The sequence below is a fragment of the Pseudoflavonifractor sp. HCP28S3_F10 genome, from assembly GCF_052065415.1.
Classification (GTDB): domain Bacteria; phylum Bacillota; class Clostridia; order Oscillospirales; family Oscillospiraceae; genus Pseudoflavonifractor_A.
In genome coordinates this window covers 24,245-36,175 of record NZ_JBQHUB010000028.1, presented here as the reverse complement: position 1 = coordinate 36,175, position 11,931 = coordinate 24,245, and the positions used below count along the sequence as shown (strand labels likewise).

Here is an 11,931-nt window from a genome sequence, read left to right as displayed (position 1 = left end):
CTTCTTGCCGCCCCAAAAAAGGCTCCGCCTCTTTTGGGGTCCCATCCTCTTTCATGCTCGGGACGAATGAATCGTCCCTGCGCCAGGATTTTGCCTCCGGCAAAATACCTGAACGGCGCTGATTGCGCCGCCCCCCGCTCTGCGGGGGAGGAAGGCCGCGAAGAAAATGCCCCTTACTCCTCGTCCAGCTTGAGCACTGCCATGAACGCCTCCGTGGGCAGCTGCACCGAACCCAGGGAACGCATTTTCTTCTTGCCTTCCTTCTGCTTTTCCAGCAGCTTTTTCTTACGGGTGATATCGCCGCCGTAGCACTTGGCCAGCACGTCCTTGCGCATGGCACGGACGGTCTCCCGGGCGATGACCTTGCCGCCGATGGCGGCCTGCACCGGCACCTCAAAGAGCTGGCGGGGGATGTTGTCCTTGAGCTTTTCGCAGATACGCCGGGCCCGCTTATAGGCCTTGTCCTTGTGGGCAATGAAGGAGAGGGCGTCTACCTGTTCGCCGTTGAGGAGCAGATCCACCTTCACCAGCTCGCTGGTACGGTAGCCCTCCACCTCGTAGTCCAGGGAGGCGTAGCCCTTGGTGTTGGCCTTCAGGGCGTCGAAAAAGTCGTAGATGATCTCGTTGAGGGGCATAGAGTAGTGGATCTCCACCAGATTGGTGTCCAGATACTGCATGTCCTTAAACTCGCCCCGGCGGTCCTGGCACATGGGCATGATGTTGCCCACATAGTCGGGCGGCGCGATGATGGAGACCTTGGCATAGGGCTCCTTGGCCTCCTGGATAACGGCGGGGTCCGGGTAATTGTGGGGGTTATCCACGTGGACCAGGGTGCCGTCGGTCTTGGTGATCTCATAGATGACCGAGGGCAGGGTGGTCACCAGGTCCAGGTCAAATTCCCTCTCCAGCCGCTCCTGGATGATCTCCATGTGGAGCATGCCCAAAAAGCCGCAGCGGAAGCCGAAGCCCAGAGCCACCGAGGATTCCGGCTCAAAGGACAGCGACGCGTCGTTGAGCTGGAGCTTTTCCAGCGCGTCCCGCAGGTCGGGGTACTTGGAGCCGTCCTCGGTGTACACGCCGCAGTAGACCATGGCCTGGGCCGGGCGGTAGCCGGGCAGAGGTTCCGTGGCCGGCGTGTCGGCGCCGGTGATGGTGTCGCCCACCCGGGTGTCCTTCACATTTTTGATGGAGGCGGTGAAATAACCCACCTCGCCGGCCGAGAGCTCCTTGCAGGGCTCCAGCCCCAGGGGGCGCAGATAGCCGCACTCCAGCACCTGGTACACCGCCCCGGAGGCCATCATTTTCACATTCATACCAGTGCGGATGGTACCCTCCATTACCCGGAAGTAGACGATGACGCCCCGGTAGGCATCGTACTGGCTGTCAAAGATCAGAGCCTTCAGGGGGGCCCTGGGGTCTCCGGCGGGAGCTGGCACGTTCTGCACGATGTCCTCCAGCACGGCGTCGATGTTCAGTCCCACCTTGGCCGAGATCTCAGGCGCGTCCATGGCGGGCAGGCCGATGACGTCCTCGATCTCGTGCTTGACCTTCTGGGGATCGGCGGCGGGCAGGTCAATCTTGTTGACCACCGGCAGGATCTCCAGATCGTGCTCCATGGCCAGATAGGTGTTGGCCAGAGTCTGGGCCTCGATGCCCTGGGCGGCGTCCACCACCAGCACCGCGCCCTCACAGGCCGCCAGGGAACGGGACACCTCATAATTGAAGTCCACATGGCCGGGGGTATCGATGAGGTTGAGTTCATACTCCTCCCCGTCCTGGGCCCTGTAATTGAGCTTGACCGCCCGGGCCTTGATGGTGATGCCCCGCTCTTTCTCCAGGTCCATATTGTCCAGGAGCTGGCTCTCCATCTCCCGGGCAGTCACGGCGTTGCATTTCTCGATCAGGCGGTCGGACAGCGTGGATTTTCCATGGTCAATATGGGCTATGATCGAAAAGTTACGAATTTTCGACTGGTCACTCAACTGTGTCACCTCTAATGTAAAATATCCGGACCGGGTCCTGCGGGGTTTCCTACTTCAGGCTCTTCCGGTGCTCCTGTCCGGCGGTGATGCGCCCGCCGGTATTGTGGATGATCTGAAGCAGGGACTGGTACGCGCCGGGATAGTTCTCCATCAGTGCATCGTGATTCATGGCGGGGAAGCTGCCCTTTTCCTTCCGGTGGGCCTCCAAAGCCTCCACATAGGCGGCCTGGGAGCAGATCATGTCGGCCTGAGCCACTCCGGAAACAAATGTGCCGGAGGGGACGGCGAAGAAATCCTCGTTCTGGGTGCCGTCCGCCCGGTACAGGTAACGGAACAGGGTATAAATGGCGGTGGAAAGGAATTCCGCCGCGCCCTTGATGGCCCCCTTGCAGCCGGTCTTGCCCAGCAGGTCGAACAGAACGCTGACGGAATTGACCAGCAGCTTCTTGTTCAGGGTAGCCACGATGCTGCCGTGGAGGATGTTGTCCTTCTCAGTGGAGTAGTCATAGAGCTCCTCCGGCGAGACGATGGTGGAGCCGTCCTTGGTCAGGGTACGGCCCAGCAGAAAGTCGGCCGACACGTTATAGTAGTCGCAGGCCCGGGTGACAAAGGCAAGGCCTGGCTCCCGCACGCCGTTCTCATAGTGGGAGAGCAGGGCCTGGCTGATTCCCAGGTCCTTGGCCGCGGCGCGCTGGGAGATTCCCTTTTCCTGCCGCAGCAGGGAGAGACAGCGGGAGAAATCGGAATGCATATCGCGGTACACCTCACGTGATCCATATTCAAATGCCTGGCGCGCAATGACCTGCGCAGTTCAGGCGCAAAACAGTGTGTATAGTATAGCCCAATGAATACGAAAAGTAAAGCATAAATTTCCCCGTTTTTTTCTTTTTGGGATTGTAGTCTGCTCTTGTGGAGGTGTATAATATTTTTACCTGTTTCATTATCATATTATGGAGGCATGATGGCAATGTTTGATAATCTGATTGAAAAACTCAAGGCCGCTCCCAAGCGGATCGTCTTTACCGAGGGCACCGACCCCCGCATCCTGGAGGCCAGCGCCCGCCTGCTCTCCGGCGGCAAGTGGCTGACTCCCATCCTGGTGGGCAATCCCGATGAGGTCAGGGCCGCGGCCGGGAAGGGCGGCTTCGACATCGGCGGCGCCGAGATCATTGATCCCGCCAACTATCCCCGCATGGAGGAAATGGTGCAGAAGATGGTGGCGCTGCGCAAGGGCAAGATGACCGAGGAGCAGGTCCGCGACCTGCTGAAGAAGGGCAACTACTTCGGCACCATGCTGGTGAAGATGGGCGAGGCCGACGCTCTGCTGGGCGGCGCCACCTACTCCACCGCCGATACCGTCCGTCCCGCCCTGCAGCTCATCAAGACCAAGCCCGGCGCCCACCTGGTCTCCTCCTGCTTCATCCTCAAGCGCGACTTCGGCGACGAGAACCTGCGCACCATCTGCATGGGCGACTGCGCCATCAACCTGGACTATCAGGACACCGTGGACAAGGACGGCAACGTGACCTTCACCGCCGCGCAGAAGCTGGCTGAGGTGGCCGTGGAGTCCGCCAAGACCGCCAAGACCTTCGGCATCGACCCCAAGGTCGCGCTTCTGAGCTTCTCCACCAAGGGTTCCGGCAAGGGCGGCACCGTGGCCCTCAGCGCCGAGGCCACCAAGGTCGCCAAGGAGCTGGCGCCCGATCTGGCCATCGACGGCGAGATGCAGTTCGACGCCGCCGTCTCTCCCACCGTGGGCCAGCTGAAGTTCCCCGGTTCCCCCGTGGCCGGCTATGCCAACACCTTCATCTTCCCCCTGATCGAGGCGGGCAACATCGGCTACAAGATCGCCCAGCGCCTGGGCGGCTATGACGCCTACGGCCCCATCCTGCAGGGCCTGAACGCCCCCATCAACGACCTCTCCCGCGGCTGCAACGCCAACGAGGTCTACTCCATGGCCATCATCACCGCCGCTCTGGCCGACTGACCGTACATCGTCCCTGATCCGGGAGCACCCCCGTGCCGGGGGTGCTCCCTTTTTGGTTCGAACATCAGTTTTGCACATTTTCCCCCGAGTTTTCCACACGGTACGGTGGATAACTTTTTTATTTTGTGGATATTCTCTTCTTTATTTTTGCTTCTTTTGCCAGATCATGTTTTTTTCTGTTGGGATATGTTCCGTTTTTTCGGAAATCATCCCGTCTTTCCGTTATCTCTTCCATATGCATCAAACAAGTTCAAAAGGAGCGACTGCTTCTTATCAGGAGGCACCATATGAAGCAAACCCCTCTCTGCGACGCTCTGCGTTCCTTTGCGTCCTCCGCTCCCCTGCGGATGCACATGCCCGGCCACAAAGGCCGGCCCCTGCCCCTGCCCGAGCTGAACGCCGCCGCCGCTCTGGACTTCACCGAGCTCCCTCCCACCGGAAACCTTTTTGAGGCCGGCGGCCCCATCCAGGAGGCGGAGGAGCTGTGGGCCCGCGCCTTTGGCAGCAAAAGCTGCCTCTTTCTCACCGGCGGCTCCACCCAGGGGGTTCTGTCGGCCTTTACCCTCTGCTGCCGCCCCGGGGACCGTGTGCTGCTGGACCGGGGGTGCCACCGCTCCTCCTTCAACGCTCTGGCCCTGCTGGACCTCCACCCCCGCTATCTGGACCGGCCCTGGCTGGAGGAGCCCGGCGTCACCGGACCTGTCTCCCCGGAGCAGGTGGACAGGGCCCTGACAGAGTGGCCGGAGATCAAAACGGTCTGTATCACCTCTCCGACTTATTACGGAGTGTTATCAGATATTCCCGCCATTGCCCGGGCCGCGCACGCCCATGGCGCCCGGCTCATCGTGGACGGCGCCCACGGCGCCCACCTCCCTTTCCTGGGAAATTTCGATCTGGCCGCCGCCGACGTCACCGTGGTCTCGGCCCACAAGACCCTCCCCGCCCCGGGACAGTCCGCCCTGCTCTTCTCCCCCGTCTTTTCCCCGGAGGAACTGCTCCGGGCCGGATCCATCTATGGGAGCTCCTCCCCCTCCTATCCCATGATGGCCGCGCTGGACGCCGCCCGGGCCTGGATGGAGGAGGAAGGACGGGAGGGCCTCCGCTCTGCCGCGGCGCAGGTGGAACGGCTGAGAAATCGCTTTCCCTCCCTCACCGACCGTGATGCCCCCCTGGACCCTGCCCGGCTGGTCTTTTCCTGCCCGGACGGCCATGGGGCCGAGGCCGCCCTTGAGTCCATGGGAATCTATTCCGAAATGGCGGACAGCCGCCATGTGGTCTTTATCTGCACCTCCGCCGACACACCGGAGGACTTTGTCCGCCTGGAGGAGACCTGGTCCGCCGTCCTGAAATGTCAGCCCCATGGCGTCTCCTTCCCTCCCCTTCCGCCTGCCCCGGCGCCCGTACCCGTCCTTTCTCCCCGTCAGGCCCGCTTCTCCCCTGCCGGGACGCTCCCTCTCCGCGCCGCCGAGGGCCGGATCTCCGCCTGCCAGGTGGCTCCCTATCCCCCCGGCATTCCCGTTATCGCTCCGGGAGAGCTTATAACGAAAAAAACTATCGCATATTTATCTCAAATAGGTTATAATATGGAGAAAGACACGGAAGTTGTCTGCCTCTGAGTGGTGTGTGCCGGAGGCGCTGTCTTTTTTCATTCCGAGGAGGGATTACTTATGAAACTGATCCTTGCAATCATCAACCACGATGACGCCAACGCCGTGACCCAGTCGCTCACCAAGCACGGCTTCTCCTCCACCAAGCTGGCCACCACCGGCGGATTCCTGATGGCGGGAAACGTCACCATCCTGGTGGGTGTGGATGAGGAGAAGGTCCAGTCGGTCATCGACATCATCAAGGAGCAGTCCCATAGCCGCAAACAGATGATCCCCACCACCTCCGAGATGAGCTACGGCTACTATCCCAGCATGCCTGTGGAGGTGGTGGTGGGCGGCGCCACCATCTTTGTGGTGGACATTGAGCGGTTCGAGCGCGTGTAGGGATGGACCTCCATCTCCTGGCGGGCAACGCCCCGCTCAAACGGCAGCTGGACCTGCAGACCGCCCGCCGGGGCCTCTCCCACGCTTACATCATCAGCGGTCCGCCGGGCTCGGGCAAGCGGACCCTGGCCGCTCTTCTCTCCGCCGCCCTTGTCTGCTCCGGGGCGGGAGACGGCCTGCCCTGTATGAAATGCTCCGGCTGCCGGAAGGCCGCCGGAGGCATCCACCCGGACATCATCCGGATCGGGGACGACGACAAGGACATCACGGTGGCCCAGGTGCGCTCCATCCGCTCCGACGCCTATATCCGCCCCAATGAGGCCCGGCGCAAGGTCTATATTCTGGAAAATGCCCAGACCATGAACCAGAGCGCCCAAAACGCCATGCTCAAGCTGCTGGAGGAGGGACCGCCCTACGCCGCTTTTCTGCTGCTCACGGAAAACGCCGCGGCCCTGCTCCCCACCGTGCGCTCCCGGTGCGAGCTTCTCGCCCTCTCCCCCGTCAGCCTCTCCGAGGCTGAGGCGTGGCTGAGGGAGCGCTATCCAGACAAGCCCGACCTCTCCGGCGCCGCCCGGCGGTGTGAGGGCCTGCTGGGCCGGGCCGTGGCCGAGCTGGAGGGGCAGGAGCCCACGGGCACTCTGCTGCGGGACACCGCCCTGGACCTCACAGGCCGGCTGGCCTCCGGGGACGAGCTGGCCCTGTCCGAGCTGTGCATCACCCTGGAAAAATGGGACCGGGACAAGCTCTCCGCCCTGATGGACGAGACCATCCTGCTGCTGCGGGACGCGCTGGTCCAGGGCGCCGGCGCCGGTCACGAATCCGACCCCCAGCGGCTGGAGGGAGCCAGGCAGCTGGCCGCCGCCTTCTCTCCCAGAGCCATGCTGGAGGCCATCTCCGCACTGGAAGAACTGCGCACCGCCTGCGGCTTCAACGTAGGCGCAGGCCATCTGGCCGGCTGGCTGTGCGCCCGGCTGGCCTCCATCAAGAATCAGTGATAAAGAGGAAGCATATATGACCGAGATCATCGGCGTCCGCTTTAAAAGCGGAGGTAAACAGTATTATTTCGACCCCAACGGCACCACGGTAACTCCCGGACAGGGCGTCATCATCGAGACCTCCCGCGGCATTGAGTACGGCGAGTGTGTCCAGGGCAACACCATGGTGGAGGACGAATCCGTGGTGCAGCCCCTGCGCCCCCTGGTCCGCATCGCCACCGACAAGGACCTGGAGACCGTCCGCCGCAATAAGGAAAAGGAAGAGCGGGCCTTCCACATCTGTCAGGAAAAGATCCTGGAGCACGGCCTGGACATGAAGCTGGTGGATGTGGAGTATAACTTCGACGGGAACAAGATCCTGTTCTTCTTCACCTCGGAGGGACGGGTGGATTTCCGCGCCCTGGTCAAGGACCTGGCCGGTATTTTCCACACCCGCATTGAGCTGCGCCAGATCGGCGTCCGGGATGAGGCCAAGATGCTGGGCGGCCTGGGCATCTGCGGGCGGCCCTTCTGCTGCTGCGGCTTTCTGGACGAGTTCCAGCCCGTGTCCATCAAGATGGCCAAGACCCAGAACCTGTCCCTCAATCCCACCAAGATCTCGGGTACCTGCGGCCGCCTGATGTGCTGCCTGAAGTACGAGCAGGACGCCTATGAGGATGCCGTGAAGCGGATGCCCAAGAACGACTCCTTTGTGGAGACCCCCGACGGCGTGGGCAATATCACCTCGGTGAACCTGCTGCGGGAGACCGTAAAGGTCAAGCTGGACGACCAGCCGGAAAATCCCAGGAACTATCACCATACCGAGCTGCGGGTCATCCGAAACGGCAAGGGAAAGCGGCCCGAGGGCTATGTGGCTCCCCCCGCCGAGGAACTGGCCAGTCTCCGCCGGGTGACGGCTCCTGCCGAGACCGAGGAGGACCGGCTCTCCGCCGCCCTGGCCAGTCTGGCCGGTCTGGACGCCGCCACGCCCGCCGCACCCGAACAGGCCCCGGAGGGAGAACGCCGCCGCCGTCGCCGCAGCCGTGGGAAAAAGCCCCAGGCCAGCGAGGCTCCCGCCCAGGAGGTCAAATCCCGGCCCCGGCAGGAGAAGCAGGAGGACTTACCCCGCCAGGAGCGCCCCGCCCGGCCCCCCAGACAGCCAAAGCCCCAGGAGAGCGCCCCCCATGCCGCCCCGTCCCAGAACGCCGGGGGTGAGGGCGGCGAGCCCGCCGCCGAGAAAAAGCCCCGCCGCCGTTACCGCCGCTACCGCGGCAAGCCCAAGGGCGAGGGCGGCGGACAGGCCCCTAAATCCGAATGAACGAGCTCCCGGTCCACTGTAATGGGCCGGGAGTTTTTTTGTGTCCGGATCTGTACTTTTTTCGATCAGAGATTTTTGCCCGCCCACGGGCGGGGACGGGGGATGCGCTCGCCGCGCGGGCCGCCTGCCCGGCGGGGGCCCCTTTCTTTTCCCGAAAAGAAAGGGGGAAGAAAAGGGCCCGAGGGAGGCCCAGCCCTCCCTCGGGACTCCTTCCCTACACGAGGGGCCCACTCCCACAATGCCATCAAAATCAAGATGGCCTTCCGCAACGCTCGCAAGGTGCTTTCTGAGAGCCTGGCAGACTGCCGGCATTGAGGACCACTGGCAGCCGTGGCAAAAGTCCGGTCAGGATTTCCACTCTGAGCGTTCCCTCTGTGGCTTGGCACTTAATATAAGCAACGCAATCCGTGAGGCACTAAGCAGGCAGCACGGAAGAGTCCTACATTTGGAGGTACTGTGCAAAATCTCTCCCGTATTGGGGTTTCAAAAGGGGGCTTGCCCCCTTTGCCCTTTGGTCCAGGCCCTTTCGGGAAAGGGCCTGGCGCCGTCCGCGCAGGACGCCCGTCCGGCGAGGACATCCCCCGTCCCGCCCGCAGGCGGACAAAACCGCATCCCTATAGTACGAACCAAAAGAGCCCGTCCCCGGCAATTTGCCGGGGACAGGCCCTTTGATCGTTTTTAGCGAAATTTCCTGCTCTCCGCCACCGCCAGCTCGTCGCAGCGGTTGTTGTTGGGGTTATCTGCGTGGCCCTTGACCCAGTGGAGGTGGACCGTGTGGTAGTCGCACAGGTCCAGCAGGACCTCCCACAGGTCGGGATTCAGGGCCGGCTTCTTGTCGGCCTTGACCCAGCCCCGGGCCTTCCAGCCCCGGGCCCATCCCTTTTCCAGCGCGTCGATGACGTACTTGGAGTCGGACCAGAGCTCCACGATACAGGGCTCCTTCAGGGCCCGCAGGGCTGAGATGACGCCGGTGAGCTCCATGCGGTTATTGGTGGTGTGGGCCTCGCCGCCGCTCATCTCTTTGCGGTAGGCGCCGTATTGCAGGATGGCCCCCCAGCCGCCGGGGCCGGGATTGCCCGAGCAGGCCCCGTCGGTGTAGATCGTGACTGTTTTCATATCTGCGCTTATTCCTGAACCGGCCCGGTCTCGCTTCCGGTCTCTCCGGACTGCTCACCCTCTGCGGGCCTCTCCTCCGCCTCGCCGTCCTCCTCATGCTCGGTGCGGGCGATGGAGATGACCTTCACGCCGTCAGCCAGGTTCATGACCCGGACACCCTGGGCGGTGCGGGAGTAAACATTGATGCCGGCGGCATGGGTGCGGATGATGGTTCCGTCGTCCGAAATGATGAGGATATCGTCGTCCTCGCTGACCACCTTCACCCCGGCGATGGGGCCGGTCTTGTCGGTGACCTGGTAGCCCTTCAGGCCGTAGCCGCCCCGGTTCTGGGGGCCGTCCGCCCGGAAGTACTCGTCCATGGGGGTGCGCTTGCCGTAGCCGTTCTCGGTGACCATGAGCACCTGGTGGTCGTACTTGGCCCGGGCGGCACCCACCACGAAGTCGCCGTCCCGCAGGCGGATGCCCCGCACGCCGTAAGCGTCCCGGCCCATGCAGCGGATGTCGCTCTCCCGGAAGGCGATGGTCATGCCGTCGTGGGTGGCGATGAGGATGGCCTGATCGCCGTCGGTCTCCCGCACGGAGATGAGCTCGTCGTCCTCCTCCAGGGTGATGCAGCGGATGCCCGCCTTGCGGGCGGTGTTGATGGAGGAGAGCTGGATGCGCTTGACGGTGCCGCCCCGGGTGACCATCACCAGATAGCGATCCTCCGGGAACTCACGCAGGTGGATCATGGCGGTGACCTTCTCTCCGCTCTCCACCGGCAGGACGTTGACGATGTTGGTGCCCTTGGCGGTACGGCCGGCCTCGGGGATCTGATAGCCCTTCTTCCGGTGGACCCGGCCCTTGTTGGTAAAGAAGAGGATATAGTCATGGGTGGAGGCGGTGAACACGGTCTCCACATAGTCCTCCTCCTTCAGGGTCTGGGCGGAGATGCCCTTGCCGCCCCGGCGCTGGGCCCGGTAGGTGGAGGCGGGCAGGCGCTTGATATACCCGGCGGAGGTGAGGGTAAAGACGCACTCCTCCTCCTCGATCAGGTCCTCGATGTCGATATCGTCCTCCACAAAGCCGATCTCGGTCTTGCGGTCGTCGCCGTACTTGTTGCGGATCTCGGTGAGCTCGTCTTTGAGCACGCCCCGGAGCATAGCCTCGTCGGAGAGGAGCTGGTCGTAGTATGCGATCTTCTTCATCAGCTCTTCATACTCGTTCTCCAGCTTCTCCTTCTCCAGGCCCTGCAGGCGCTTGAGCTGCATGTCCAGGATGGCCTGGGCCTGGACGTCGTCCAGCCCGAAGCGGTTCATCAGGTTTTCCTTGGCGTCGTCGTAGCTCTCCCGGATGATCCGGATGACCTCGTCGATGTTGTCCTGGGCAATGAGCAGGCCCTTGAGCAGATGGGCCCGCTCCTGGGCCTTCCGGCGGTCGAAGATGGTGCGCCGGGTGATGATCTCCTCCTGGAAGGCGATGTACTCGTCCAGGATCTGCCGCAGGGAGAGGATCTTGGGCTTCTTCTGGTTGTTGACCAGGGCCAGCATGATGACGCCGAAGGTGGTCTGCATCTGGGTCTGGGCAAAGAGCCGGTTGAGCACCACCTGGGGGTTTGCGTCCTTCTTGAGCTCGATGACGATACGCATGCCCTTCTTGCCGTCGGACTCGTCCCGCAGGCCGGAGATGCCATCCAGCCGCTTGTCATGGACCTGGTCGGCAATGCTCTCGATGAGGCGGGCCTTGTTCACCTGATAGGGCAGCTCGGTGACGATGATGCGGGTGCGGTTGTTGCCGAACTCCTCCATCTCGGTGCGGGCCCGGACCCGGATATGGCCCTTGCCGGTGGCGTAGGCCGCCCGGATGCCGCTGCGGCCCATGATGATGCCCCGGGTGGGGAAGTCGGGGCCCTTCACGTGCTCCATCAGGTCGTCCAGGGTGGCTTCCGGGTTGTCCAGCACGCAGATGGTGGCGTCAATGACCTCCCGCAGGTTGTGGGGCGGGATGTTGGTGGTCATGCCCACGGCGATGCCGCTGGAGCCGTTGACCAGCAGGTTGGGGAACCGGGAGGGGACCACCCGGGGTTCCTTCAGGGACTCGTCGAAGTTGGGGTCCCAGTCCACGGTGTCCTTCTCAATGTCCCGCAGCATCTCGTTGGTGATCCTAGCCATGCGGGCCTCGGTGTAACGGTAGGCGGCCGGGGGATCGCCGTCCACCGAGCCGAAGTTGCCGTGTCCGTCCACTAGGGGGTAGCGCATGGAGAAATCCTGGGCCAGGCGGACCAGGGCGTCGTACACCGACGCGTCGCCGTGGGGGTGGTATTTGCCCAGCACGTCGCCCACGCAGGTGGCCGACTTTTTGAAGGGCTTGTCGCTGGTCAGGCCGCTCTCGTACATGGAGTAGAGGATGCGGCGGTGCACCGGCTTCAGGCCGTCCCGCACGTCGGGCAGGGCCCGGCCCACGATGACCGACATGGCGTACTCGATGTACGCGTCCTGCATCTCGTGCTCCAGATTGATCTCCACGATTTTCTGGTCGGGAAAGGTGATATCTTTGGTTTGGTATTCGTTGTTCTTTGCCAAAA

9 protein-coding genes are annotated in these 11,931 nt (G+C 62.9%); 5 read left to right on the top strand and 4 right to left on the bottom strand.

The window, feature by feature from the left end; translation table 11 throughout:
• Positions 1-173 precede the first annotated feature (173 nt).
• Entirely contained in the window at positions 174-1,982 is a 1,809-nt protein-coding gene (gene lepA, locus ACTNBZ_RS11225; protein WP_441209953.1) for a translation elongation factor 4, read from the bottom strand.
• A gap of 49 nt (positions 1,983-2,031) precedes the next feature.
• On the bottom strand, positions 2,032-2,733 hold the full coding sequence (locus tag ACTNBZ_RS11220; RefSeq protein ID WP_441209952.1) for a helix-turn-helix domain-containing protein: 702 nt from the start codon (positions 2,731-2,733) through the stop codon (positions 2,032-2,034).
• Between the two features lie 207 nt (positions 2,734-2,940).
• Between ACTNBZ_RS11220 and pta the strand changes: the two genes are divergently transcribed.
• The 5 genes from pta (at position 2,941) to ricT (ending at position 8,252) form a co-directional block, all read left to right on the top strand.
• Positions 2,941-3,969, top strand: a complete 1,029-nt coding sequence (pta, locus tag ACTNBZ_RS11215) for a phosphate acetyltransferase (RefSeq protein ID WP_441209950.1) — start codon at positions 2,941-2,943, stop codon at positions 3,967-3,969.
• Positions 3,970-4,256: 287 nt separating this feature from the next.
• The gene (locus ACTNBZ_RS11210) at positions 4,257-5,585 is read left to right on the top strand and encodes an aminotransferase class I/II-fold pyridoxal phosphate-dependent enzyme (RefSeq protein WP_441209948.1); all 1,329 of its coding nucleotides are present in this window, start codon (positions 4,257-4,259) and stop codon (positions 5,583-5,585) included.
• 51 nt (positions 5,586-5,636) lie between these two features.
• On the top strand, positions 5,637-5,960 hold the full coding sequence (locus ACTNBZ_RS11205; protein ID WP_101692575.1) for a cyclic-di-AMP receptor: 324 nt from the start codon (positions 5,637-5,639) through the stop codon (positions 5,958-5,960).
• Between the two features lie 2 nt (positions 5,961-5,962).
• Positions 5,963-6,955: a DNA polymerase III subunit gene (locus tag ACTNBZ_RS11200; RefSeq protein ID WP_441209946.1), complete on the top strand. Its 993-nt coding sequence runs from the start codon at positions 5,963-5,965 to the stop codon at positions 6,953-6,955.
• Positions 6,956-6,971: 16 nt separating this feature from the next.
• On the top strand, positions 6,972-8,252 hold the full coding sequence (gene ricT, locus ACTNBZ_RS11195; RefSeq protein WP_441209944.1) for a regulatory iron-sulfur-containing complex subunit RicT: 1,281 nt from the start codon (positions 6,972-6,974) through the stop codon (positions 8,250-8,252).
• A 678-nt stretch (positions 8,253-8,930) separates the two neighbouring features.
• Here the strand turns inward: ricT and rnhA are convergent.
• Positions 8,931-9,368 carry a ribonuclease HI gene (rnhA, locus tag ACTNBZ_RS11190; protein ID WP_441209942.1) on the bottom strand — a complete coding sequence of 146 codons (438 nt, stop codon included), beginning with the start codon at positions 9,366-9,368 and terminating at the stop codon, positions 8,931-8,933.
• An 8-nt stretch (positions 9,369-9,376) separates the two neighbouring features.
• Positions 9,377-11,929 carry a DNA gyrase subunit A gene (gyrA, locus tag ACTNBZ_RS11185; protein WP_441209940.1) on the bottom strand — a complete coding sequence of 851 codons (2,553 nt, stop codon included), beginning with the start codon at positions 11,927-11,929 and terminating at the stop codon, positions 9,377-9,379.
• Positions 11,930-11,931: the final 2 nt, after the last annotated feature.

What these genes read in the sequence shown, in the direction of transcription:
- ACTNBZ_RS11220 (WP_441209952.1), bottom strand. Translation starts at nt 2,733, where the DNA reads ATGCATTCCGATTTCTCCCGCTGTCTCTCCCTGCTGCGGCAGGAAAAG.
- pta (WP_441209950.1), top strand. Translation starts at nt 2,941, where the DNA reads ATGATGGCAATGTTTGATAATCTGATTGAAAAACTCAAGGCCGCTCCC.
- ACTNBZ_RS11210 (WP_441209948.1), top strand. Translation starts at nt 4,257, where the DNA reads ATGAAGCAAACCCCTCTCTGCGACGCTCTGCGTTCCTTTGCGTCCTCC.
- ACTNBZ_RS11205 (WP_101692575.1), top strand. Translation starts at nt 5,637, where the DNA reads ATGAAACTGATCCTTGCAATCATCAACCACGATGACGCCAACGCCGTG.
- ACTNBZ_RS11200 (WP_441209946.1), top strand. Translation starts at nt 5,963, where the DNA reads ATGGACCTCCATCTCCTGGCGGGCAACGCCCCGCTCAAACGGCAGCTG.
- ricT (WP_441209944.1), top strand. Translation starts at nt 6,972, where the DNA reads ATGACCGAGATCATCGGCGTCCGCTTTAAAAGCGGAGGTAAACAGTAT.
- rnhA (WP_441209942.1), bottom strand. Translation starts at nt 9,368, where the DNA reads ATGAAAACAGTCACGATCTACACCGACGGGGCCTGCTCGGGCAATCCC.